This window comes from Pedobacter mendelii, assembly GCF_014635725.1.
Lineage (GTDB): Bacteria > Bacteroidota > Bacteroidia > Sphingobacteriales > Sphingobacteriaceae > Pedobacter > Pedobacter mendelii.
Map to the genome: position 1 here is coordinate 440,388 of NZ_BMDJ01000001.1, position 24,255 is coordinate 464,642.

Annotated in this window: 23 protein-coding genes and 1 tRNA gene; 14 read left to right on the top strand and 10 right to left on the bottom strand. The window is 34.7% G+C overall.

The features are described 5' to 3' along the window. Positions 1-446: 446 nt before the first annotated feature. From nadD to IEV50_RS01995, 4 genes are all read right to left on the bottom strand, one after another. Complete coding sequence (nadD, locus tag IEV50_RS01980; RefSeq protein WP_188411574.1) at positions 447-1,040, bottom strand: nicotinate (nicotinamide) nucleotide adenylyltransferase; 594 nt, start codon at positions 1,038-1,040, stop codon at positions 447-449. A 78-nt stretch (positions 1,041-1,118) separates the two neighbouring features. After that, positions 1,119-1,487 carry a four helix bundle protein gene (locus IEV50_RS01985; protein ID WP_188411575.1) on the bottom strand — a complete coding sequence of 123 codons (369 nt, stop codon included), beginning with the start codon at positions 1,485-1,487 and terminating at the stop codon, positions 1,119-1,121. An 89-nt stretch (positions 1,488-1,576) separates the two neighbouring features. Then, positions 1,577-2,146: a guanylate kinase gene (gene gmk / locus IEV50_RS01990; RefSeq protein WP_123204891.1), complete on the bottom strand. Its 570-nt coding sequence runs from the start codon at positions 2,144-2,146 to the stop codon at positions 1,577-1,579. A gap of 55 nt (positions 2,147-2,201) precedes the next feature. Then, entirely contained in the window at positions 2,202-3,065 is an 864-nt protein-coding gene (locus IEV50_RS01995; RefSeq protein ID WP_188411860.1) for a YicC/YloC family endoribonuclease, read from the bottom strand. 220 nt (positions 3,066-3,285) lie between these two features. On the opposite strand from IEV50_RS01995, the gene IEV50_RS02000 reads away from it, so the two are divergent. Next, positions 3,286-4,002: a hypothetical protein gene (locus tag IEV50_RS02000; RefSeq protein WP_188411576.1), complete on the top strand. Its 717-nt coding sequence runs from the start codon at positions 3,286-3,288 to the stop codon at positions 4,000-4,002. A 68-nt stretch (positions 4,003-4,070) separates the two neighbouring features. Here the strand turns inward: IEV50_RS02000 and rnc are convergent, their stop codons facing one another. The 3 genes from rnc to IEV50_RS02015 form a co-directional block, all read right to left on the bottom strand. Then, entirely contained in the window at positions 4,071-4,799 is a 729-nt protein-coding gene (gene rnc, locus IEV50_RS02005) for a ribonuclease III (protein WP_188411577.1), read from the bottom strand. A 94-nt stretch (positions 4,800-4,893) separates the two neighbouring features. After that, the gene (gene fabF, locus IEV50_RS02010; RefSeq protein WP_188411578.1) at positions 4,894-6,147 is read right to left on the bottom strand and encodes a beta-ketoacyl-ACP synthase II; all 1,254 of its coding nucleotides are present in this window, start codon (positions 6,145-6,147) and stop codon (positions 4,894-4,896) included. 21 nt (positions 6,148-6,168) lie between these two features. Continuing rightward, complete coding sequence (locus IEV50_RS02015; RefSeq protein WP_008508386.1) at positions 6,169-6,405, bottom strand: acyl carrier protein; 237 nt, start codon at positions 6,403-6,405, stop codon at positions 6,169-6,171. 157 nt (positions 6,406-6,562) lie between these two features. Between IEV50_RS02015 and IEV50_RS02020 the strand changes: the two genes are divergently transcribed. From IEV50_RS02020 to IEV50_RS02030, 3 genes are all read left to right on the top strand, one after another. Beyond that, a complete protein-coding gene (locus tag IEV50_RS02020) occupies positions 6,563-6,982 on the top strand; it encodes an IPExxxVDY family protein (protein WP_188411579.1) in 420 nt (139 codons plus the stop codon). Positions 6,983-7,128: 146 nt separating this feature from the next. Next, on the top strand, positions 7,129-8,559 hold the full coding sequence (pyk, locus tag IEV50_RS02025; RefSeq protein ID WP_188411580.1) for a pyruvate kinase: 1,431 nt from the start codon (positions 7,129-7,131) through the stop codon (positions 8,557-8,559). Between the two features lie 86 nt (positions 8,560-8,645). Next, positions 8,646-8,730, top strand: a tRNA-Ser gene (locus IEV50_RS02030). A gap of 47 nt (positions 8,731-8,777) precedes the next feature. On the opposite strand, the gene galB is transcribed toward IEV50_RS02030, so the two are convergent. Then, positions 8,778-11,243 carry a beta-galactosidase GalB gene (gene galB, locus IEV50_RS02035; protein ID WP_188411581.1) on the bottom strand — a complete coding sequence of 822 codons (2,466 nt, stop codon included), beginning with the start codon at positions 11,241-11,243 and terminating at the stop codon, positions 8,778-8,780. Positions 11,244-11,493: 250 nt separating this feature from the next. Between galB and IEV50_RS02040 the strand changes: the two genes are divergently transcribed. The 3 genes from IEV50_RS02040 to IEV50_RS02050 all read left to right on the top strand — a co-directional run bounded on the left by IEV50_RS02040 (position 11,494) and on the right by IEV50_RS02050 (position 15,241). Then, complete coding sequence (locus tag IEV50_RS02040; RefSeq protein WP_188411582.1) at positions 11,494-13,635, top strand: S9 family peptidase; 2,142 nt, start codon at positions 11,494-11,496, stop codon at positions 13,633-13,635. 145 nt (positions 13,636-13,780) lie between these two features. Beyond that, positions 13,781-14,536 carry a peptidase associated/transthyretin-like domain-containing protein gene (locus IEV50_RS02045; protein WP_188411583.1) on the top strand — a complete coding sequence of 252 codons (756 nt, stop codon included), beginning with the start codon at positions 13,781-13,783 and terminating at the stop codon, positions 14,534-14,536. 27 nt (positions 14,537-14,563) lie between these two features. After that, on the top strand, positions 14,564-15,241 hold the full coding sequence (locus IEV50_RS02050) for a Rossmann-fold NAD(P)-binding domain-containing protein (RefSeq protein ID WP_188411584.1): 678 nt from the start codon (positions 14,564-14,566) through the stop codon (positions 15,239-15,241). Positions 15,242-15,338: 97 nt separating this feature from the next. Here the strand turns inward: IEV50_RS02050 and IEV50_RS02055 are convergent, their stop codons facing one another. Then, positions 15,339-15,518: a hypothetical protein gene (locus IEV50_RS02055; protein ID WP_188411585.1), complete on the bottom strand. Its 180-nt coding sequence runs from the start codon at positions 15,516-15,518 to the stop codon at positions 15,339-15,341. A gap of 342 nt (positions 15,519-15,860) precedes the next feature. On the opposite strand from IEV50_RS02055, the gene IEV50_RS02060 reads away from it, so the two are divergent. Beyond that, entirely contained in the window at positions 15,861-17,561 is a 1,701-nt protein-coding gene (locus IEV50_RS02060; protein WP_188411586.1) for a glycoside hydrolase family 3 protein, read from the top strand. A gap of 214 nt (positions 17,562-17,775) precedes the next feature. Continuing rightward, positions 17,776-17,988, top strand: a complete 213-nt coding sequence (locus IEV50_RS02065) for a hypothetical protein (protein WP_188411587.1) — start codon at positions 17,776-17,778, stop codon at positions 17,986-17,988. Between the two features lie 114 nt (positions 17,989-18,102). Here IEV50_RS02065 and IEV50_RS02070 read toward each other — a convergent pair whose 3' ends face one another. After that, complete coding sequence (locus tag IEV50_RS02070) at positions 18,103-18,636, bottom strand: thioredoxin family protein (protein WP_188411588.1); 534 nt, start codon at positions 18,634-18,636, stop codon at positions 18,103-18,105. Between the two features lie 108 nt (positions 18,637-18,744). Between IEV50_RS02070 and IEV50_RS02075 the strand changes: the two genes are divergently transcribed. From IEV50_RS02075 to IEV50_RS02095, 5 genes are all read left to right on the top strand, one after another. Further along, positions 18,745-19,401, top strand: coding sequence for a TatD family hydrolase (locus IEV50_RS02075; protein WP_188411589.1), 657 nt, complete (start codon positions 18,745-18,747; stop codon positions 19,399-19,401). Positions 19,402-19,449: 48 nt separating this feature from the next. Beyond that, positions 19,450-20,250, top strand: coding sequence for a tRNA threonylcarbamoyladenosine dehydratase (locus IEV50_RS02080; protein WP_188411590.1), 801 nt, complete (start codon positions 19,450-19,452; stop codon positions 20,248-20,250). A gap of 21 nt (positions 20,251-20,271) precedes the next feature. Then, positions 20,272-20,580 carry a nucleotidyltransferase family protein gene (locus IEV50_RS02085; RefSeq protein WP_188411591.1) on the top strand — a complete coding sequence of 103 codons (309 nt, stop codon included), beginning with the start codon at positions 20,272-20,274 and terminating at the stop codon, positions 20,578-20,580. After that, positions 20,573-20,911 (top strand): HepT-like ribonuclease domain-containing protein, encoded by a 339-nt coding sequence (locus IEV50_RS02090; RefSeq protein ID WP_188411592.1) that lies wholly within the window; start codon positions 20,573-20,575, stop codon positions 20,909-20,911. The genes IEV50_RS02085 and IEV50_RS02090 overlap by 8 nt, the downstream gene beginning before the upstream one ends. A 104-nt stretch (positions 20,912-21,015) precedes the next feature. After that, positions 21,016-24,255, top strand: a complete 3,240-nt coding sequence (locus tag IEV50_RS02095) for a UvrD-helicase domain-containing protein (protein ID WP_188411593.1) — start codon at positions 21,016-21,018, stop codon at positions 24,253-24,255.

The window sequence follows — 24,255 nt, forward strand, 5'->3', positions numbered from 1 at the left end:
TTAGTAGAATTAAACTTCTAAAATAAACGCCATGAAAAATTCAATCTTTATAATTGCTTCAATTTGTTTAACTATCCTTTCATCATGTAAAAACAATGAAAGTTAAACTTCAATTTTTACAAGATTAGAGCCGAGTAACAAAGATTACAAGGATGCGTTAGCTAGAAAAATTGCAGGAGAAACAAATAATATAAATTATACCTTAAATTCTTACAAAGAAGATAACGGTAAAGGATTCTTAAATGTAAATATAGAAGGATCTGATTTTAATGCGACAGGTATCATTTTAGTCGATAATTGGAATAAGCTTGAAAAAATTAAAGGAACGAAAGGCTTAGGCTATTCTGGAGCAGAATTAAAAGGCATAAAATTAAGCATTGAAGAAAACACTAATGGGGCCATTCTGAAGTATAAAGACCTTAAAGAAATAGTCGACTAAATTTCCCTTAACGATACATCCCCTTGCCTTCAATAAAATCTATAACTTTATCAGGTAAGAAAAATTGAACATTCTTCTTTTCTTTTACCGCCTTGCGGATAAAGGTTGAAGAAATTTCCATAAATGGTGTTTTTGTAAAAGTTATTGAAAGATGATTTTCCCATTCTGAAACATCAGAACCTGGGCGAGGATAAACATAAATATGGTAGTTTTTTAACAGAATTTCATAGTTCTTCCATTTCTTAAACGAAACCAAATTATCTGCCCCCATAATAAGTACAAACTCCTTTTCAGGATATTTTTCATGTAGATAAGTCAGCGTATCAATTGTATATGATGGTTGGGGTAGCGAAAACTCAATATCACTTACACGAATATTTTCTGCATTTTCAGTTGCCAGTTTAGCCATTTCAAGCCTATCGTACATATTGGTTAAGCCACTTTTATTTTTTAAAGGATTGTGTGGAGAAACAACCAACCAAACTTCATCGAGTTCGGTATGGTTAGCCATGTAATTGGCAATAATTAAATGCCCGGTATGTATGGGATTATAAGAACCAAAGAATAGGCCTGTTTTCAGTTTACGGTTTTCAGTTGACATTATTCAGTTTTCAGTTTGAAATTTTCTGTTATCACCCTTCGAATCGTGATTTTTAATTAAATGCTACTAAAAAAATAATTAAACAACGCCATATTTTTCAGGGTTATTCATCATGTGGTTTAATAATTTTCCAACCTCGTCGCTTTGTAACGTCAATTTATTATATTCATTCTCACCAAGGTATTTACACTCAAGCGCAAATTTTAACCACGCCTTAGTTTCGCTGTTTTCCATGTCACTATCAGAAAGTTTGCTAATAAAGTGTGCCTTATATCTTCTTTTCCTATATGCTTCAACCATACAAATATTTGTTGAACGCGAATACCTTCTTATTTGATCCGTTAAAGAGTACATTTCTTCTTTTGGAAAAGACTTACTCACTTCAAAAATACACATTGCTAAATCAAATGATTTTTTATAAGCCAACAAATCAGAGAAATCGCCCATATACTTAGTTACATATTCAAATTTTTTTACCAGGTATTTACTATCAGAGGATTATGGATCCAAAACTGATAATTACTAATTGCGAACTGCTAACTTCTTAAAAAATCTCCTACCAGTTTTTCAGCTTCAGCGCAGGCGGTTGCCAAATCATAGTTTTTTAAAATCACATCAAACTTATCAGCGTAGAGTAATTCCTTTTCTGCTTTAACAAAACGTTCCTGTAATTTTTCCGGACTATCCGTTCCACGACCGCTTAAACGCTCTTTTAAAACTTCTAAAGATGGCGGCTGAACAAAAATTGCCAAAGCATCATCTTCATATTTTCTTTTTAAACGAATTCCACCTTCAACATCAATATCAAAAATGACGTGTTTTCCTTCATTCCAAATACGTTCAATTTCCGAACGTAAAGTACCATAGAAAGTCCCGTTGTAAACCTCTTCAAACTCAACAAATTCCTGACGGGCAACTTTATGTAGAAATTCTTCTTTAGTAATGAAGTAATAATCGTTTTCATGTTGTTCAGCACCCCTAAGTTCTCGGGTTGTTGCAGAAATAGAAAAGCTCAGTTCAGGAAACTTCGTTAATAAGTGATGTACTATTGTGGTTTTTCCTGCTCCGGATGGAGCTGAAAATATGATAAGTTTGCCTTGTTTCATTTTTTCGAGACTAAAGCTGAAAGCTAAAAGCTTTGGACTTTCAGCTTTCAGCTTTCTATAATACGTTTAATAACTGTTCTTTTATCTTTTCTAATTCTTCTTTCATACCAACAACAAATTGTTGCATTTGCGCATCATTTGCTTTGGCACCCATGGTATTTATTTCCCTACCAATTTCCTGCGAAATAAAACCAAGTTTTTTACCATTTGCTTCTTTACTTGTTAAAGTTTGAACAAAATAATCACAATGACTTTTTAAGCGAGTTTTTTCTTCTGTAATGTCTATTTTATCAATGTAATAGATTAATTCCTGTTCAAAACGATTCTGATCAATATTCACTTTACCTACAGCATCATCCAAAAATTGTGAGAACTTATCGCGAATAGCAGTTAACCTTTTAGGTTCTAATTCTTCAACTGATTTAAAATAGGAAAGAATATTTTTGATTCTTAATTCCAAATCAGCTTTTAGAACTGTACCTTCATCTTCTCTAAAACTATTGAAATTTGCTAAAGCTTCAGTAAATATTCTGTACAATTGATTCCATTCATCTTCACTTACGCTTTCTTCTTTATAGCTTATAACTTCAGGAAAAGTTAAAGCTGTTTGCAACAAATTGCTGCTGTTGGCATTCAATTGATCGTTAACCGCAATTAATTGATTGTAATAATGCGCCAGAAGAGCAGTATTTATAGTTGCGCCAGTAACTTCTCCAGAACTACGCTCTACTGTAATGCTTAAACTTACTTTGCCGCGTTCGATATCTTTACTACAAACATTGCGTAAAATTAATTCTTTATCAGAAAAGGCCTTAGGATATTTTAAATTGAGCTCAAGAAATTTACTGTTGAGCGATTTGATTTCGACACTGTATTTTGCATTCGCATAATCGGCTGTTGCCAAGCCGTATCCTGTCATGGATTTTATCATGCGCAAAGATAGAAAAAATTAATTTACAGTTCGCTTTGTTGTAAATGTTTGGATTTTAATATGGTCAAAAAACCAGATAATTACGAGGAAAATATTTTTCTTTATACAACAAAAAAAGTACAGAGACAAACATTCTAACTGGCATTAACGTTCTTTTAACAGTTTAGTTAGTTAACAATTGTTAATTTTACCAAAAATACTATTTAAGATGAAAGCCCGCTACTTCTTTTTTTCAATTGTTTTTTCTCTGATTATTACAGCTTCCTCAATTGTAGGTGCTCAAGAATTCATTGTAAAAGGAGTTGTGCTAGAAAAAGGCTCGAATGTTAGGGTTGCGCTTGCTAACATTACTAACCTACGAACGAGGATAGGTGTAACCAGTAATGACTTGGGTATGTTTCAACTTAAAGCAACTATTGGAGATACCTTGTTAATTGGAAAAACATATTTAAACGATCAGCGAATTTTGGTTCTTGGTAGGCAAGACATTTTAATTTACATGATTCGCGGCAGTACAACGCTGGATGAGGTTACTATCCTTGGCAGTACCAAAAAACAAGATTTGGCCGATATCAAAAGAGATTTTCAAAGCAAGGGCGTATTTAATGGAGGCAAGTCATCGTTTCTGTCTGCAGTATTTAATCCGATTAACGGATTGTACAATTTGATTGGTAAAGACCCTAAAAATGCCAGAAGGTTTAGCAGGTATGCCGATAATGAAATTAAACAATCGCAAATTGACGTTTATTTTAACCCGAGCATTATTAAAAACAATACAACTTTAAGAGGCGATACATTGGAAACATATATGATAAATTATCGCCCAGAATTTCAAAAGGCACAATATTGGAATAGCTACGATTACATAAAATACATTAAAGAATCATCAAAGAAATTTACAGATACCTTAGGAAAAGGGAAGTAATTCAGTTTTCAGTTGGCAATTGCAGTTAAACAATTACCAGAATAAGCAGTTTATCACCTTACTAAAACCTAAATAGCAAGTGTTTCACATGCTTTTTCAGCGGCTAATTTTTCAGCGTTTTTCTTATTATAATCCCGCCCTGTTCCAACTTTCTCGCCTTCAACAACAGCACTAATCGTAAATAATTTAGCACTTTCACCCTCACCGTTTGCAGCAAGTTCGAATAATACGTCTTTACCGTGACGCTGGCACCATTCAATTAACTTACTTTTAAAATTTGTTTCAGTTAATTCAAGCGTATGAATATCGATATGTGGCTTTACGATTCTGCGTAGCAAAAAATCTTTAGTAAAATTATATCCCTTATCCATATAAACAGCACCAATAATGGCTTCAAATGCATCGCCTAACATAGAGTTATGTTTAGTTTGAATGCTTACAGAGCGCTGATCGAACTCAATTAATTTATCGAAGCCCATTTTTTTTGCCAGCTGATTCAAATTTGCACGATTTACAATTTTAGAACGCATTTCAGTTAAGAAACCCTCTTCTTTATAAGGATAGTGCTTGAAAAGCAATTCTGCAATTACCGAACCTAGAACTGCATCGCCCAAAAACTCCAATCGTTCGTTACTGCTTCGTGTTCCATTTTTTAAAACCTTAGCTGCAGAACGATGCCTGAACGCCATCTTATATAGCGTTACGTTTCCTGGCACAAATCCCAGAATGTTTTTCAGCTTTTTAACAAACTCCTTTTCTGGAGAGAGATAAAGTTTATATAATCTTAATATCGGCATTAAATAAATAACACAATTAACGGCTAATCAGCATATTTAACTAAGTTATCTATTTTTAATTAGCATACAAAATTATATAGCAGGAGTGGTTTAATTAATCTTTGTATTTTTTGAAAATTACTGACGCATTGTGACCACCAAAACCAAAAGTATTACTTAGTGCCGCTCTGACAGTACGTTTTTGAGCTTTGTTAAAAGTAAAATTTAATTTAGGATCAAATGCAGGATCATCTGTAAAATGATTAATTGTAGGTGGTACAATATCGTTTTGAACAGAAAGAATTGCAGCAATAGCTTCAATAGCTCCAGCAGCACCCAATAAGTGACCAGTCATTGATTTTGTTGAGCTGATGTTTAAGCGATAGGCATCTTCACCAAATAAATCTGCAATGGCACGAGTTTCACTAATATCACCAAGTGGCGTAGAAGTTCCGTGAACATTAATATAATCTATATCGGCCGTGGTTAAGCCTGCGTCTTTTAAAGCGTTGGTCATAACCATTCTGGCGCCCAAACCTTCAGGATGTGGTGCTGTGATGTGATTAGCGTCAGCACTCATGCCTCCACCAACAAGTTCTGCATAAATTTTAGCACCCCTTGCTTTAGCGTGTTCAAGCTCTTCCAAAATAATTGTTCCTGCGCCTTCACCTGCCACAAAACCATCTCTATCCTTGTCGAAAGGACGAGAAGCTGTTGTAGGATCATCATTTCGCGTAGATAAAGCGTGCATGGCATTAAAGCCACCCATTCCTGCTTCGTTAATAATTGCTTCAGAACCACCACTTATAATCACATCAGCCATACCCAAACGGATATAGTTAAATGCATCGATCATTGCGTTTGTAGAAGAAGCACATGCCGAAACAGTTGCAAAATTTGGCCCGCGTAAGCCATATTTTATAGAGATATGCCCTGGAGCAATATCAATAATCATCTTAGGGATAAAAAACGGATTGTACCTTGGCGTACCATCTCCCTTGGCGAAATTAGAAATTTCATCTAAAAAAGTTTTTAATCCACCAATGCCCGCACCCCAGATAACTCCAATTCGGTTGGTATCCAACTTTTCAAAATCAAAACCACCATCCTTCACGGCCTCATCTGTTGCTACAAGAGCATATTGTACAAACGGATCTAACTTACGAGCTTCTTTTTTCTCCAGAAAATCTTCCGGATTAAAGTTTTTTACTTCACAAGCGAATTTAGTTTTAAACTTTTCAGTATTAAAACCTTTAATAGGAGCAGCGCCACTCACCCCATTAGTCAACCCTTCCCAAAAATCGGGAACATTATTGCCTATAGGAGTGAGCGCACCCAACCCTGTTACTACTACTCTTTTTAATTCCATTTATACTGAAAAAGCGTAATTCTATTTAACGTTTTTTTCCAAATAAGCGATTGCTTGACCAACTGTACCGATGGTTTCAGCCTGATCATCAGGAATAGCTACATTAAATTCTTTTTCAAATTCCATAATTAATTCTACGGTATCTAAAGAATCTGCACCCAAATCGTTGGTGAATGAAGCCTCCGGCGTAACTTCGCTTTCGTCAACACCTAGTTTTTCTACGATAATAGCCTTAACTCTTGAAGCAATATCAGACATAATTTTATAATTTAATGGTTAAATAATTCTGTGCAAAGAAAAATAAATTCTTACAATTTTCAAATGTTTTTATTTCGATACCTAAATTTGGCTCTCAAATAACAAGCGAATATAGAATTAGTTTTTTAATTTCGTTCTGTAAATAATTTATTTCGACTTGAATAAAACTTATCTAAAATTAACGCTAGACCTTGATTTCATATTAATTGCAGTAACCGCACCGCTAAAAGACTATGTATTGTGCCACAAAATTAATACGCGATTAAATACGCAGTTTGCTAAAGTTGAGGATCATGAAATATTTTTCAACATTGATGAGCCAGCCTGGTCTTTCTCTAAATATTACTTTTTTGTTGAACAAGGCGATGTTGAATACTACCTTATAAGCAATAAAAGTAGCGATGGTGTGCTTGTTCCGGAAATGAACAACGTGGATTTTTTTATTATAATTAAAGAATTTATAGATAAAGAAGACCTTGATTATCTCCTTAACGGACTAAACAAACTTCCTGATATACAGGTAGCTGCAAAAATAGAACCTGCTAAACTAAAATCGAAAGAGAATTTGGTAATATAAAAATTATACACTTGGTGTATTAATTACACTATATTTGAGGGTTATAAAAAACTGTACAAAACAAAATATACATAAAAATTTAATGTGGTTTAATTAATTTTAACTAATTAATTAATAAAAAACTGCATTGCTAAATCAATTATTAAATGAAACCTTTTCATTCCAGAACAAAAATTGTAGCCACACTCGGCCCCGCTTCAGCTAAACCAGATGTATTATATAGTATGTTTAATGCCGGTTTAGACGTTTGCCGTTTAAATTTTTCTCACGGTTCTCAGGCAGATCATCAGGCCGTTTTAGATACCATTCGCGATTTAAATAAAAAATACGATTACAATGTTGGTATTCTTGCCGATTTACAAGGTCCGAAAATTCGTATCGGTTTAGTAAAAGAAGGTGGTATTAACTTAATTAATGGCAAAACGACTGTAATTACCACTACCGAGTGTATTGGCAATGAAGAACGTATTTATATTACATATCAAAGCTTTCCACAAGATGTTCAGGCAGGAGAAATTATCCTTTTGGATGATGGAAAACTGCAAATGAAAGTTATTTCAACAAACTTAAAAGATGAGGTTGTTTGTGAAATCGTTCACGGTGGTATTTTGACTTCGAGAAAAGGTGTAAATCTTCCTAACACGAAGGTTTCTATTCCGTCTTTAACTCCAGAAGATCGCGAGAATTTAGAATTTGTTCTTGAAAATAATGTAGAGTGGATTGGTTTATCTTTCGTTCGTAAGGCAGATGATATTATCGAACTTAAAAAAATAATTGCTGAGCGTGGTAAAACTGCTCGCGTTATTGCTAAAATAGAAAAACCTGAAGCCATAGCTAACATCGATGAAATTATTGCTGTATCAGATGGCATTATGGTTGCCCGTGGCGATTTAGGTGTTGAGTGTCCGATGGAAGAAGTTCCGTTATTACAAAAAATGATTGTTGCCAAATGTAGAGCAGCTTCTAAACCTGTAATTGTTGCTACTCAAATGCTTGAAAGTATGATTACCACACCTCGCCCAACTCGTGCTGAGGTAAACGACGTAGCAAACTCTGTACTTGATGGTGCTGACGCAGTTATGTTAAGTGGTGAAACTTCGGTTGGCGAATTTCCATTAATCGTTATCGAAACGATGCAAAAAATCATTCAGAACATTGAACAAAATAACTATCCGTTTAATCCTGATAAATTTTTGAAACCAAAATCTCCATCTTTTTTAAGTGATGCGATTTGTGATTCTGCTTGTTTCTTAGCTAAGCAAACTAATGCTGTTGGTATTGTATCGATGACATTAAGTGGTTACACAGCTTTTGAAATTTCAAGCCACAGACCGGAAGCTTTAACTTTTATATTTACCAGCAACCGCTCTTTATTAAATGCAGTAAGCTTGCTTTGGGGCGTAAGAGGTTTTTATTACGATAAATGGGAAAGTACTGATAATACCATAATCGAAGTTAATGAGTTTTTAAAAAGCAAGAAAATGGTTAAACAAGGTGATATCATCATTAACACGGCCGCTATCCCGATGGAAGCAAAAGGTAAAACCAATATGTTAAAAATTACGGTTATAGATTAATTTATAACTTTTAAGAATATGGATGCCTGGGTTTTTATCCAGGCATTTTTTTTCCAATAAAAAAATATAAGTTTGCAACCCCATTCGGAGAGGTGTCAGAGTGGTCGATCGAGCACGCTTGGAAAGCGTGTGTACTGCAAGGTACCGCGGGTTCGAATCCCGCCCTCTCCGCAAAATAAGAAATGTCTTTGGTTTTTAACCCAGAGACATTTTAGAATTTATTTACTAGTCGAAACGGTTAAATTACCTGCTTTTAATCCTTTTGATAAAACCTGCAAATTTATTTTTCCAGTCTGCTCGCCTGATTGTATGGTTATTACCAATTTACCTTTAAAAGCTTTCATTTTTGGTAAATGAAATGGTTCTAAACTTGTAGCATCACCATTGGCAACTACTTTAAACTGTCCAGCACCTTTAACATCAAATGATAAACTATTATCTGCATCAGGGCATAAATTGCCATTTACATCAACTATACTAGCGGTTACATATGCTAAATCTTTACCATTAGCGGTTAAGGTTTTACTATCTGTTTCTAACAAAATATGGTGCGGTTTACCAGCAGTTTTAACAACTTCTTCTGCAACAGCTTTACCACTTTCATCATAAGCAATAACTTTTATAGTGCCAGGCTGGTATTTTACATCCTTCCACATTAACCTATATCTATTGGTATTGGAAGAATTGTTTTTGGTTTGCTTTCCTTGGCTTTTACCATTAATAAAAAGCTCTGCCGAAGGATAACTGGTGTATACAAAAACCGGAGTGACTTTTCCTTCCCTACCTGGAAAGGTCCAATGTGGTACAATATGCAAGGTTGGTTTTTCAGTATTCCATCTGCTACGGTACAAATAAAATCTATCTTTCGGAATTCCGGCCAAATCTATTATCCCAAAATAAGAACTGTGCGAAGGCCATTTTTCATCATAAGGTGTAGGCTCGCCAAGATAATCGAAGCCTGTCCAAACAAATTCGCCAATTACAAATTTCAAATCATCTTGTTTTACAAACTCATCATCAGGAATTTGAGACCAATTACAATATTCAAAATCGTATGATGAACTTTGATTATCATCATACATTTTCATTTTAAAAAACTCTACCGGAAATTTATAAACTCCTCTAGAACTTACCGTTGAAGCCGTTTCTGTACCTAAAATAAAACCTTGTGGAAGACGATTATAAGCATTTTCGTAAAGCATTGGCTTATAATTAAATCCTGGAACATCCAATACAGAAGCAAAGTTATTATCCAAAGCATTTTGAATGCGGTCCATACCAACGGTTACAGGCCGGGTTGGATCTTCACGGTGACAAATATCCTGCAGGAATTTTAAGATTTTTCCGCCATTTTTAGTTCCCTGGTCTGGCACTTCATTACCAATACTCCACATTACTACACATGGACTATTTCTATTGGCATGAATCATATTTACCACGTCTTTTTCTGCCCATTCATCAAATAAATGACTATAACCATTTTTAACTTTCGGTTCTTTCCATTCATCAAATGATTCTACCATCATCATAAACCCCATTTCGTCACAAAGTTTTACTAATTCTGGAGCAGGCATGTTATGAGAGGTTCGAATGGCATCGCATCCCATATCTTTTAATAAAGTAAGTTGTCTGCGTAAAGCTGCTGTGTTTATTGCTGCCCCTAACGGACCTAAATCGTGGTGATTACAAACGCCCTTAAACTTTCGGTAAACCCCATTTAATGAAAATCCCTTTTCAGCTTCAAACTTAATTGTTCTAATACCGAAAGTGGTAGCATATTCATCTTTAAGGATTTTTCCAGCATATAATTTTGTTTCTGCATGATATAAATTGGGCATTTCTGGCGACCATAATGCAGGATTTTTAACAACCAAATCTTGTTCAAATTCTTGTAAATCAGTTTCGCTTAATATTTTGGTTGTAGTGGCTACCGTTTCTCCTCTGGCGTTTTTGATGGTGGTTTGTAAACTCAAGCCATCGTATTTACCGCTAGTAGAATTCACCTTCGTTTTTATTTTAACCTTCGCAAAATCCTTATTAATCAATGGAGTGGTAATATAAGTTCCCCAAACCGGAATACTAACATCTTCGGTTATAATTACGTGTACATTTCTGTATAAGCCTGCTCCCGGGTACCAGCGTGAAGCTTCGGGCAGGTTTTCTAAGCCTATTGATAATACATTTTTGCCCTCTTTCATTTTATTGGTTACATCAATTGAGAAAGAATTATATCCGTAAGCCCAATGGCCAACTTCTTCGCCATTTAGGTATACAATAGGATAACTCATCGCACCATCAATTAAAATAACTGCCTTTTTGCCCTTTTTAAAAGTTGGTGCAGTAAATGTGTTTCGATACCAAGCTTTTCCAATAAAAGGCAATCCACCTGTTCTACCTGTTTTCTTCGAAGCTTGTTTCTCGCCGTTTTGCACTATGGCAACTTCCTGACTATCGTTTGCACCATCAAAAGGACCCTTTATTGCCCAATCATGTGGAACTGTAACCGTTTCCCAACTACTATCATTGAAATTTTCTTTAATAGATTCGGGATGATTGCCTTTACTAAATTTCCAGTTTTTTTCTAGTAAGTATTCAGTCCTGGTTTGAGCTGATGTATTTGTAATTAAAAATGCGGATAGTAATAAAAAAAGTATCGGCAAACGATAATGTTTTGAAAAACTCATTTTTTGAAAATTATGGATGGTATGATTATAATTTATTTGATGTGGACTTGGCTATAATATTTTAACTAAATCAATAAAACGAAGTTATCAAAAAATGATAAATGTCTATATAACATTTATTAACAAGCAAATTTTATATCACAAACGGCTAATAGATATAAATAGCAGGGATTAGGAATTATTTGTATCATCATTAATACCAATCGTTTTATAAAACAGTGGTATTTTTATGCTCAAGAACAAAAAGAATATGAATAAATATTTACTATCTGTAGCAGCCTGTGCAATAGCGGTTTCAACCAATGCACAACAAAATGCATCGCTTACTGCAAAAGATTATGAAAACGCTGAAACATTTTTAAGCTACAATACTGCGAAATATATTGACCACACATTTTCGCAACCGAACTGGTTAGAAGGAGATAAATTTTGGTACACCACAAGAACTGCAGATGGCGAACAAACTTTTTTAGTTGATCCATTAAAAAAAACTAAAACCTTAACTACTGAATATAAAGGTAATGGTGGCGGCACACAAAATTTCCGTCGAGGTGGCAGAGGAGAAGTTGTATCTCCAGATGGCAAAAAATCGATATTAATTAAAGACTACAACCTTTACGTTAAAGATATCGCATCAGGAAAATTAACTCAACTCACAACCGATGGCATAAAAGATTACGGTTACGCAACAGATAATGCCGGCTGGAAACATAGCGATGGAGCAATTTTACGTTGGTCGCCCGATTCTAAAAAGATTGCAACCTTTCAGCAAGACCAAAGAAACACGAAAGATATGTATTTAGTAAGCACAAATGTTGGCTCGCCAAAGCTTAGTGCATGGAAATATCCTTTACCGGGCGATAAGGAAATTGCAACCATCAGAAGAGTTGTTATTGATGTAGAAAAGCCAAAAGTAGTTTCATTAAATGTTCCTCTAGATCCGCATCGTGCCACTTTGAGCGACGATATTTCAAGCAGCGGTACTTTTGATGATATTGACTGGAAAGCTGATGGGACTGAAGTTGCTTTTGTATCCACATCGCGTGACCATAAAAACGAAAAATTCCGTATTGCAAATTCAGAAACAGGTGCTGTTCGCGAAGTTTTTGAAGAAACCGTGAAAACTCAATTTGAATCAGGTCAGGGTGCTATTAACTGGCGGTATTTACCTTCAAGTAAAGAAATTTTGTGGTACTCGGAAAGAGATAATTGGGGTCATTTATATTTGTATGATGCTACAACAGGCAAAGTTAAAAATCAAATAACTAAAGGAAATTGGGTTGTTACCCGTTTACTTAAAGTAGACGAAAAAACGCGTACACTTTATTTTATGGCTAACGGGCAAGATAAAACCAATCCATATTTTGGGCATTTTTATAAAATTGGTTTTGATGGGAAAAAGTTAGTTGATTTAACCCCAGAGGTTGGCAATCATACAGTTTCCATTTCACCTTCGGGAAACTATTTTGTAAATACTTATTCTCAGCCTGATGTTCCATCTGTAAGTAATTTCCGCGGCATGGATGGAAAGTTAATTATGGAGTTGGAGAAAATGGATATTTCAAGATTAGTAGCAACCGGATGGAAAGCGCCTACACCTGTTTCGGTAAAAGCTGCTGATGGCAAGACAGATATTTATGGCTTGGTTTTTACACCAACTAAGATGGATGCCAGCAAAAAATATCCGGTAATCGATTATATTTATCCTGGCCCGCAAGGTGGAAGTGTGGGCAGTTGGTCTTTCGCGGCATCTCGTGGAGATAATCAATGTTTAGCAGAATTGGGTTTTATAGTAGTCGTAATGGAAGGAACCAGCAATCCCGACCGTTCAAAAATTTTTCACGATATGAGCTACGGCAATATGGCAGAAAATACTTTGCCAGACCAGATAACCGCTATTAAACAACTATCGACAAAATACCCGATGGATACCACAAAAGTTGGTATTTGGGGACATTCTGGTGGTGGTTTTGCAACTGCAACAGCCATGTTTCGTTATCCTGATTTCTTTAAAGTGGGCATTTCAGAATCTGGAAACCATGAAAATAGAAACTACGAGGATGATTGGGGTGAACGTTATAATGGATTAGTCGAAAATGCTGATTATGAAGCACAAGCCAATCAAAATTATGCTAAAAATTTAAAAGGAAAATTAATGCTTGTACATGGAATGATGGACGATAATGTTCCGCCATACAATACTTTATTAGTTGTAGAAGCCTTAGAAAAAGCAAACAAATCTTTCGATTTGGTAATATTCCCGAATAGTGCGCATGGTTATGGTGCGTACTCGCCATACATGATGAGAAGAAGATGGGATTATTTCGTGCAGAATTTATTAGGTGTACAACCACCTTATGATTACCAAATGAAACCAACAACATTGAGGTAAATTTAATATTTATTGAAAGTCTCGACGCAAGTTGAGACTTTTTTTTGCAACAACCTTAAATGATAAAACTAAAAAAGTTAAGATGTGTTAAAGTTTATATCAGCAGCAATTTATATTCTATTTTAGTTTAAATCTAACCCGAAACATGAGAATATTTATCGTCCTTTCCATACTCATTTTATCGAATAAACTTTATGCTCAACAGTTTAATGGACAAGTTTTAGATTATCAATCAAAATTACCGATTGAGCAGGTGATTGTTAGTTATGGAAAACAAACTATTATTACAGGTGCTGATGGAAGATTTAAATTGGATAAAATTCCATCAATATCAACCGTAAAAATAAAAAAGCTTGGCTATGAAGAATATGAATTAAATTTAAATAGCAGTTTGCCAGATTTGAATGTTTATCTCCGAGCCGCCTCAATAGATTTGAATGATGTTACCATTTTATCAAAACGGGATTACGTTGCCGATTCGTTAAAAATGAGAGCAGATAATGAGCAAGTATTTGCCTATAAAGCACCTACCCTAGAAGATGTATTGGTGCAAAAAGGTTGGCAATATCCAACAATTGGATATAATTTAGTTTCTAATTCTACCTCATCTATTGTAAGCTTGGACGTTTTAAAAACCATTGGCTTAATTACTAAAAATAAATCATCTATATCTAAATTGCAAAAAGTTGAGTTAAAAGATGAAGAGACAACTTACATTAACCGCCGCTTTGACGCTAAAAAGATTGCCGATATAACTAAACTAGAGGGAGATTCTTTAAAAAACTTTATAAAGCAGTATAAACCATCGGCAATTGAGGTACGGAAAATGAACGATTACCAAATACTACTTTATGTAAAGAAAAGCTATAGCGAATTTATCAAGCCAGAAATAGAGAATTAGTGCTAATTTTATCCAAACAAATTTTTTATGGGAAAATCGAGATCAGAAAATAACGTGATTATAACTGGTGCTACAGGCATGGTTGGCGAAGGTGTTTTAATACAATGTTTAAATAGCCCAGAGATTAATTCCGTTTTAGTGATTAACCGTAAACCTTGTGGATATACCCACCCCAAACTGAAGGAAATTATCCATCAAGATTTCTTTGATTTCTCAACAATAGAAACTCAACTTATAGGTTACAATGCTTGCTTTTTTTGTTTGGGAATTACTTCAGTTGGTGCCGATGACGAAACTTATTACAAAATGACCTATACCTTGACTATGCATGTTGCTAAAACGCTGGTTAAATTGAATGAGGCTATGACATTTTGTTACGTATCAGGTAGTGGAACCAATGAAAACGGAAGATTAAAATGGGCTCAGGTTAAAGGGAAAACGGAAAGTGACTTGATGAAATTACCTTTTGAACAAGTGTATAATTTCCGCCCAGGTTTTATAAAGCCATTACAAAACCAAAAGTATGCCCATAAATTTTATAAATACATTAACTGGTTGTTCCCAATAGGAAGAACTATTTATTCTTCTGGATTTTGTACAATGATAGAACTTGCTAATGCGATGATAAACACCTTAACTCATACTAATGGAAGAAAAATTTTAGATGGAAATGAGATTATTAAATTAGCAAAAGAATCAACTTAGGAAAAATGGAAAATGGGATATGGTAGAGGTAAAATGTAAGATGGAGCTTTTAGGTGGTTAAACATTGTCCATTTTACATTTCACATCTTCCATTACGTTATTTTTTATTATCGTGCTTACGCTGGTTATCTTTATTAGATGTTTGGTCTGAACGTTGTCCGCCGCCATTCGTAATCCCTTGAATTTTTTTGTCAATTTTAACATCGTGGTTAGCTCTGTCTGCTATCGAACTTCCTTGCGTAGTAGGATTGTTCTTCGGTGTGCTTACATTTTTCATAATTATAAAATTTAGTTAAATATTTGCAAAGCGTTAATATTATAACCGCTTTCATTAAATTATGTTTTATTTTTTGATTAAATCATTTACTAAAACAGGGCTTTAATAAGTTTTGTTTAGCACTAACTTTGTTAATAAACCCGATGATAGCGATAGCCCGAGCTTTTCCAGCGAGGCTTTAGCGAACAGCGGGGCTGTGGATACCTAAGAACTAATGACCGTTCGTTTTCAAATTTTGAAAAACCTAATGCTATACATTGTATTAAATTAATTACTTGGATTGGTTTTTGTTTAATTCGCTTTTAACTTATTAATTTAGCCATCTGGTTTCAATAAAACATCGTGAAAAAAAACTTATTCTTATTACTAATATTCTTCGTTGCCACTTTCTCGGCAAATGCTCAAAAGCAAACCTACCTGGATTTATTAAGCAATCAGCCGAAATGGGTTGATTCTGTTTTTAAAAAACTTAACCGCAGAGAACGCATTGCACAAATGTTTTTTGTTCGGGCGCATACCAATTTGGGCAAAAAGTACTCTGATTCGGTTGGTATGGTAATTAAAAAAGAGCAGCTTGGTGGCGTTATCTTTTTTCAAGGTGGCCCAGGCAGACAAGCGGCGGTAACAAATGCCTATCAAAAGGTAAGTAACGTACCTTTAATTATAGCTAATGATGGAGAATGGGGACTAGGTATGCGCTTAGACAGCACAATTGCTTATCCTTATCAAATGACTTTAGGCGCCATCCAAAATAAAGATTTGATTTATAAGATGGGGCTGGAAGTAGCTAAAGATTTTAAACGTTTGGGTATGCAAATGAATTTGGCACCCGATGCCGATATTAATAACAATGCAAAAAATCCTGTAATCAACTACCGTTCTTTTGGTGAAAATAAATATAATGTGGCCAACAAAACGGCTGCATATATGAAAGGGATGCAGGATGGTGGCTTGTTAACTACATTGAAACATTTCCCTGGTCATGGCGATACAGATGTAGATTCGCATTACGATTTACCGCAGCTTACTTTTAGTGTAGCCCGATTAGATAGTTTGGAAATGTATCCTTTTAAAGAATTGATTAAGCAAGGCGCATCGGGAATTATGATTGCGCACATGAATATTCCATCATTAGATAATACTCCAAATTTACCATCTACGCTGTCGAAATCTATTGTTACGGGCATTTTGAAAGAGAAACTCGGCTTTAAAGGCTTAATTATTTCTGATGCGATGGATATGAAAGGTGTTGTAAAATATTTTAAAAATGGAGAAGCAGATTTGCTTGGCGTTATTGCTGGTAACGATATTTTAGAACTCTCGGAAAATAGCGACAGAGCGATTCACTTAGTTCGTAAAGCGGTGCGTCAAGGCAGAATTGATATAAAAACCATTGACGAAAGTGTACGCAAGATTTTAACTGCAAAATACTGGGCAGGCTTGGATAAACGCGATACCATTGTTACTGAAGGCATTGTTGCGGGCGTAAATCGTAATGCAAGCAATGCATTGGTACAGGAACTGGCGAATGCATCAGTTACTTTATTAAAAGGAAAAGACTACATTAAGAATATGATTCCGATTAGAAGAACAGCCATTATAAGCATTGGGGTTCCTTCGGTTACTAAATTCCAGAAAGAAATTTCTAAAGGCTTTTACAATTCAGTTTACTATGTGCTGGACAAAGATGCAACTGCAACGCAAATTTCTAACATTGCCCGCGAAATTGGTGCTTTCGACCAGATAATTGTGGGTATTCACGATAGTAGAGCAAGACCAGGAAATAACATACCCTTAAATGCTGGTGTTAAAAATTTTATTAAGGAATTATCTGGCAAGAATGCTGTTTTCGCACTATTTGCCAATCCATATAATTTAGCTGGTTTGCCAGGATTAGAAAATAGTAAAGGCTTGGTCATTGGTTATCAGAAAGAAGACTATATGCAGATTTCGGCCGCAGCAGTTATAAATAATCGTTTGGTGCCAACAGGAAAATTACCTGTGAGTATTTTGCCGAATTATGAGTTTGGCGATGGGTTATAGGATAGCTTTACCACAAAGACACGATGAATAGAAAGGACATGTCAGGTAAATCTATCTGGCATTTTTTGTTTAAAGATTTGCCACGGAAACACAAAATTTACGGAACAGTTTTGCCAGCCAAGCCTTTGGTCTTTCTGCTTTAGTCTTTTAGCTTTATAAAAACTTAAAACAATTATCTCTTCTAAATCATTATCTATTTATAAAATTCAAAGTTATGATAGACCCAAAAGACGAAGATTATTCTAACGACCCGAACGATGCTTTACGCAGAGAGGATGATACTGAAAATATTAATGAATTAGACGGCGACGGAACCAACATAGAACACGATAAAGATTTGTTGGAACAAGCCGATGAAGCATCGAGAGCATCTTATGAATTGAATGTAGATGACCTTAAAGATGATGAAGAAGATTTAGATGATTAGAAAAGAAAGCCGCTGATTCGCAGATTAATATCTGAAAATCAGCGGCTTTTTTTGGTTATTTGGTTTAACCCTCAACCATCTTACCTTTTACCTTATACCTTTTTTCCCTCTATCTTACTTGGCTTTTGGCTTGTAAGTTTCTGGTTTTACCGCCGCAACCGTCCACCCTTTTAAAAACGAGGTGATTTTTTTTACATCGTGACCAACTTTTTTCTTTCCATTTGCACCAATTTCATCGGTTTCTAAATAAGATGAATTTTCGATGTGTAGTACTTTGCCTTTTCCATCCAAAACTACAAAAACTGGATACCCAAAGCGATTTGGGAAACCAAGATATTTCATAGCTTCATCGTTATGGTGGTCTTTATCCCAATTTACCAGAACATATTCATAATTATCATTAATGGTTTGCGTTAAAATTGCAGTTGTATCTACCAAATTATGAAAAGCGATACACCAGCTACACCAATTCCCTCCTACCTGAACCAATACATGTTTATTGGATTTAGCGGCCTTATCCGTAGCGGCTTTTAAGTCTGCCAAGGCATTTGCTTCAGGATTGTAAATATGTACACCTTCTTGTTTCGCCTGACTAAACGCTGCACTAGAAATTAATACAGCTGTAAGTAATATTAATATTTTTTTCATGATTTATTAAGAATGATGCTGTAAAAATAATAAAGTCTACTAATTTTATAGATTATTTATTGATTCTTTACAGACTAACTACATTTATATTTTTACACCACTAACGAAATGCAATATCTTGATATTCATACACATCAATCATTACAACAAAAAGATGTGAAAAGTATTTTAAGTTTATCATTAACAGATGGAAATTTATATCCATTAACTTGTAATAGGTCGATTTCTGTAGGCATGCATCCTTGGTTTGCCAAATTAGAAAATCTGGAGGTTCAATTAAAACACCTAGAATGCAAAGCACAGCAACCAAACGTAAAAATGATTGGCGAATGTGGTTTGGATAAACTAAGAGGCGAAAGCATAGCTCATCAAATTATCATTCTGGAAAACCAAATCAGATTGGCAGAAAAATTAAACAAACCTATTATCCTCCATTGCGTAAAAAGTTTCTCAGAATTATTGGAGGTTAAAAAACGGTTAAAAGTGAATGCACCGATGATAATTCATGGTTTTAATAAACACAAATCGCTTGGAGAACAATTAATTGCAAATGGTTTTTATTTATCATTTGGTACTTCCATTTTAAAAAAGGATTCTGGTGCCGAACAACTGATCCAAAATACGAATAACTTCTTTTTAGAAACTGATGATTCGAAAATTTCAATACAAGAAATTTATGAAGCCGCAGCAAGTTTAAAAAAATGTTCTATTGATGAACTTAAAGCACGTATTTTTGCTGACTGGAAGAAATTTAATTTATTATAAAATTTGTCATTCTGAGCTTGTCGAAGAACAGAATAAATAATTAGCAATATGTCTGATACAAGCTGGCTTTCACGCTCTGCACTTTTAGTTGGGAATGATGGGATTGATAAACTGCAATCCAAACATGTTTTAATAATCGGTTTGGGTGGTGTAGGTTCTTTTGCTGCTGAATTTATTTGTCGTTCGGGTATTGGCGAAATGACAATTGTTGATGGCGATGTTATTGACCCAACAAACAGGAACAGACAATTACCTGCCTTAGCTACCAACCACGGAGTAAGCAAAGCCGAAATTATGCAAGAACGCTTACTTGCTATAAATCCTGAATTGAAATTACATGTGGTGAATACTTTTTTAACGCCAGAAAAATGCAGGGAAATTTTACAATCAAATTTTGATTATATAATGGATTGTATTGATAGCGTAATGCCAAAAATAACTTTATTGGGCACCGCTTTAGAAAAAAATATTCCTATTGTAAGTTCCATGGGTGCCGGTGGTAAAATGGATCCAACCAGATTAAGAATTGCGATGCTACCCGACACTTACCAATGTGTATTTGCCAGTTATGTGCGCAAAAGGTTAAATAAATTAGTAAATGCAGGCAAAATTAAAGCCGTTTTCTCCACCGAAGAGATGGATAAAAACTCCATGATAATGACGGATGGAAGTAATTTTAAACGTTCGGCATATGGAACTGTTTCTTATTTGCCTGCTGCTTTTGGTGGCGCTTGTGCATCGGTAGTGATTCGAGATTTATTAGGTCTAAAAATTGAAATGGCGGAAAGACCATTAAGAATTAGTCATAAAACTTTGGCGAAGAAAAAAGTAAATCATAAAAACGATTAAACCAAAAATGTATATTTGTGTATGGTACATCCAAGCTTACAAAAATATATGCCTCAAATTATCACCTTGTTAAAAAAACATAAGGTAACAAGTGCGTATTTATTTGGCTCAGCAGTTTCTGATAGGTTTAACGAAGAAAGCGATGTTGATTTTTTGGTGAACTTTCAAGAAAATTTAGACCCACTTGAAAAAGGTGGTTTATTTTGGGATTTACAAGATGCATTGAGAGAACGCTTAGGTAGAGAAGTAGATATCCTATCTGAGAGAGCACTAAAAAACACATACTTTATTCAAGAAGTTAATGAAACTCGCGTGAAAATTTATGGATAAAAGTCATTATAAACTTCTACAAGATATTTCCCTGGCTATCCATCGGATAGATTTTTTTATTGGGGAGCCTAGAATTTTTAAAAATTTCCTTGAAAACTTGATGATGCAACAGGCAGTTGAGCGCAATCTTGAAATTATTGGAGAGGCAGTTAACCAGTTATTAAAGCTTAATACTGATTTAAGCATAACTGATGCCAGGAGAATTGTTGATACACGAAATAAAATAATTCATGGTTATGATGAAATTGAACCAGAAAATATTTGGAACATCATCATTACCATTATTCCTAGACTAAAAAAAGAGGTTGAAACATTGTTAAATCAAGATTAAGAAATATAAATGCAAGTAAATCTTGATCCGATCCTCTTATCACACCCTTTTAGCAAATTTTTTAATTATAACGTTCACAATAATCGCTTAGCAGAAGATTTATTATGCCAAATAAACCCGTAAAAATTCTTCAAGCTTCTGCCGGTTCTGGTAAAACGTTCAGTTTAACGGCACATTACCTTACTTTACTTTTTTCCGGAGAAAACAAATACCGCGAAATTTTAGCCGTAACCTTTACCAATAAGGCCACTGAAGAAATGAAATCGAGGATTTTGGAAGTTCTTGTAGGTTTAGCGCAAGGAAATCCATCAGCCAAAATTGATGATTATCGCAAACTGATTTTAGTTGCTTATCCACAATTAACACCTCAAAATCTACAGTTCAAAGCAGATAAAATTTACAGAAAAATCCTTCACGATTATAGCCGTTTTTCGGTAAGTACAATTGATGGTTTTGTACAAAAAGTAATTCGCGGTTTTGCCTTTGAACTTGGTTTAAATGCCGATTATAATTTAGAAATGAATTATGATAAGGTTAAAGATGATTTGGTTATCAAACTTGACAATGCTTTAAACGACAATAAACAGCTTTTGCAATGGATTATCGATTTGGCCATCGAGCGAATCAGCGATAACAAAAGCTGGAATTATAAAATTGAGTTGTATAACCTCATTGGCGAGATTTTCTCGGAGCGATTCCAGATTTTTGAATCAGCGGTTGAAGAATTAGGCCTGGAAAACATTGATGAACTCTTCAAAAAATACATTAACGTTACCAAAGAGGAAATTAAAAATTTTGAGGGTGAAATAATTCGATTGGCAACTGATGCGCATTCGGCACTTGAGGTTTTAGGCGTAGAAAACGACCAGCTTAAAGGAAAATCAAGAAATCCGCTAACAAAGTTAATTTTAGTAGCACGCGGCGATTTCTCGAAAATAGAATCAACATTTAATCTTATCGACGAGCCCGAAGAGTGGTTTCAAAAAAACGCCGGCATACCTGAAGCGTACGACACGGTAAACCCAATCTTGCAAAAGATAAAAACACATTATTTTATGCATTTGCCAAACTATCAATTGGCCATCGCTTTCAATAAAAATCTGTATTATTTGAGGTTAATGCAAGAAATTGCTGTGTTGTTGAAAGAATATCGGGCAGAAAATGATAATCTTTTAATCAGCGATGCGCAAAAATTAATTTCAGGAATTACAGAAGATGCAGGAGATAATCCATCTTTTATCTGGGAGAAAGTAGGGAACCGGTATCGCAACTTTTTGTTTGATGAATTTCAGGATACATCTACCAGTCAGTGGGGAAGTTTTAAATCGCTTTTAACCAATGCCATTGCTACGCCAAGCATAGATTTAACCGACCACCTAATTGTTGGCGATACCAAGCAATCCATTTATCGTTGGCGAAATGGTGATTGGAACATTTTGCATAAACATGCTAAAACAGATGTTGGCGCACACAATGTTATCGAAGAAAGTTTAGAAGAAAATTATCGAAGTGCTGAAAACATCATCACTTTTAATAATTTCCTGTATCGTTCTATTCCATTAACCCTCCAAAATGAGCTGAACCAAAATTTGGAAAGCAAGCCAGAAAGTATTTCATCCTGGTGGAACGCTCAAAATTACAGCTCAATTATTACTGATATTTATGCAGGTTCTACACAGAATTTTGCTTCCAATACTTTAAAAGGTGGAACAATTAAAATCAAAAAATTTAGCAAAGAACATGCGCCAAACGAAGCACGTTTCAGCGAAACGATTTTTAGAGATATTGCTTTAGACGATGTTATCAAAGAAATTCTCTATTTAAAAGATGAGCAAAAATATGCCTTGAAAGATATTGCAATTTTGGTTAGATCGAATAGTGAGGCCATGCTCACTGTTCAGAAACTGATGGAGCAAAAACTGCCAGTGCTGTCTGGAGATGCATTGTTGATTTCGAATAATTCGTCTATTAAACTCATTATTAATACGCTAAAAGTATTAATTGGTTTAGATGCGCAAACAGCATTATACAAGGCAAATTGTATTGCGCTTTTTCAATCTTTGCATGAAAAAGAACCAAATCCAAACCATTACATTAATCTCAATAAAGTTTCTTTAAGCACACTCAGCAATATACTTCCTAAATCGCTTTGCGAAAACTGGCAATCGTGGCTACAACTTCCTCTACCAGAGTTAGTTGAAATTTTGATTGAAGCTTACGATTTGAAAAACCTAACACAACATCTTCCTTATTTATTAGCATTTAGAGATTTAACAGCAAACGCAGGTAGGTTAGGTGAAAAAGGAATAATCTCATTTTTAACCTGGTGGGATGAAGATGGCATAAAAAAGTCGCTTCCATCACCTGAGGGTGCAGATGCCATTCAGATTATTACGATTCACAAATCTAAAGGATTGGCTTTCAGGGCAGTTTTTGTTCCTTTCTGCAATTGGGAAGTAAAAGGCAAGCCCAATTCAACTTTCTGGGTTTCATCAGAAGATACAGTTTATAAGGAGCTTCGCGGAATTCCGTTGAAATACAATAAAGACTTAGCCGATTCTTCCATCGCAAAAGCATATTACGAAGAATTGCTTTACAATAATATGGATGCTTTAAACATGCTTTATGTTGCTACAACACGCTCAAAAGATTATCTATATATTGCTACAATGGGCAAAGCCGAAGCAAAAGGAAACAAAGAAGTTAACTTATCTAACATTGGCGATGTTATCAACCTCACTTTCGATAATGAATTTGATGAGAATGGTATTTATGAAATCGTTGATTATGTGACTGTAGAAAACAAAATCACCAATGCTAATTTTATTACTTTAAACAGTTATCCAACTACTACTCGTTTATCTGAACTTTATATTCCATCAGAAGAAAAACATTTAAAGCATTTGGTAAACATAGAAAAATCAGGGAGAAAGGGTTCCTTACTTCATGATATTTTGGCTAGTGCAAGTACCGAAAAAGGTGTTTTTGATTACACCACTAATCTTGTTTTACAAGGAAATATTAAAGAAGAAGAGAAGCAAAAGTTGATTGATTCTGCCTTGGAAGTATTTAACCACCCAGAGCTTAAGGAAATTTTAAATAAAGCAACCGAAAGCATCACCGAAAAAAACATTATTGATGCCAATGGAAAGCTTCACCGCCCGGATAGGGTTTTAATTAATGCCGATGAAGTTATTATTCTGGATTATAAATTTACTTTGGAAGAGAGCAATAAACACATCGAACAAGTAGATAAATATAGAAATCTACTGGCCGAGATGGGGTTTAAAAACATAAAAACCTATTTATTTTATGCAGTAAAAGGCAAATTGAAATTGGTATAA

Excerpts from the sequence above, each read along its gene's own strand:
- nadD (WP_188411574.1), bottom strand. The coding sequence starts at position 1,040 with ATGTCAACTGAAAACCGTAAACTGAAAACAGGCCTATTCTTTGGTTCT.
- IEV50_RS01985 (WP_188411575.1), bottom strand. The coding sequence starts at position 1,487 with ATGGGCGATTTCTCTGATTTGTTGGCTTATAAAAAATCATTTGATTTA.
- gmk (WP_123204891.1), bottom strand. The coding sequence starts at position 2,146 with ATGAAACAAGGCAAACTTATCATATTTTCAGCTCCATCCGGAGCAGGA.
- IEV50_RS01995 (WP_188411860.1), bottom strand. The coding sequence starts at position 3,065 with ATGACAGGATACGGCTTGGCAACAGCCGATTATGCGAATGCAAAATAC.
- IEV50_RS02000 (WP_188411576.1), top strand. The coding sequence starts at position 3,286 with ATGAAAGCCCGCTACTTCTTTTTTTCAATTGTTTTTTCTCTGATTATT.
- rnc (WP_188411577.1), bottom strand. The coding sequence starts at position 4,799 with ATGCCGATATTAAGATTATATAAACTTTATCTCTCTCCAGAAAAGGAG.
- fabF (WP_188411578.1), bottom strand. The coding sequence starts at position 6,147 with ATGGAATTAAAAAGAGTAGTAGTAACAGGGTTGGGTGCGCTCACTCCT.
- IEV50_RS02015 (WP_008508386.1), bottom strand. The coding sequence starts at position 6,405 with ATGTCTGATATTGCTTCAAGAGTTAAGGCTATTATCGTAGAAAAACTA.
- pyk (WP_188411580.1), top strand. The coding sequence starts at position 7,129 with ATGAAACCTTTTCATTCCAGAACAAAAATTGTAGCCACACTCGGCCCC.
- galB (WP_188411581.1), bottom strand. The coding sequence starts at position 11,243 with ATGAGTTTTTCAAAACATTATCGTTTGCCGATACTTTTTTTATTACTA.
- IEV50_RS02040 (WP_188411582.1), top strand. The coding sequence starts at position 11,494 with ATGAATAAATATTTACTATCTGTAGCAGCCTGTGCAATAGCGGTTTCA.
- IEV50_RS02045 (WP_188411583.1), top strand. The coding sequence starts at position 13,781 with ATGAGAATATTTATCGTCCTTTCCATACTCATTTTATCGAATAAACTT.
- IEV50_RS02050 (WP_188411584.1), top strand. The coding sequence starts at position 14,564 with ATGGGAAAATCGAGATCAGAAAATAACGTGATTATAACTGGTGCTACA.
- IEV50_RS02055 (WP_188411585.1), bottom strand. The coding sequence starts at position 15,518 with ATGAAAAATGTAAGCACACCGAAGAACAATCCTACTACGCAAGGAAGT.
- IEV50_RS02065 (WP_188411587.1), top strand. The coding sequence starts at position 17,776 with ATGATAGACCCAAAAGACGAAGATTATTCTAACGACCCGAACGATGCT.
- IEV50_RS02070 (WP_188411588.1), bottom strand. The coding sequence starts at position 18,636 with ATGAAAAAAATATTAATATTACTTACAGCTGTATTAATTTCTAGTGCA.
- IEV50_RS02075 (WP_188411589.1), top strand. The coding sequence starts at position 18,745 with ATGCAATATCTTGATATTCATACACATCAATCATTACAACAAAAAGAT.
- IEV50_RS02080 (WP_188411590.1), top strand. The coding sequence starts at position 19,450 with ATGTCTGATACAAGCTGGCTTTCACGCTCTGCACTTTTAGTTGGGAAT.
- IEV50_RS02085 (WP_188411591.1), top strand. The coding sequence starts at position 20,272 with ATGGTACATCCAAGCTTACAAAAATATATGCCTCAAATTATCACCTTG.
- IEV50_RS02090 (WP_188411592.1), top strand. The coding sequence starts at position 20,573 with ATGGATAAAAGTCATTATAAACTTCTACAAGATATTTCCCTGGCTATC.
- IEV50_RS02095 (WP_188411593.1), top strand. The coding sequence starts at position 21,016 with ATGCCAAATAAACCCGTAAAAATTCTTCAAGCTTCTGCCGGTTCTGGT.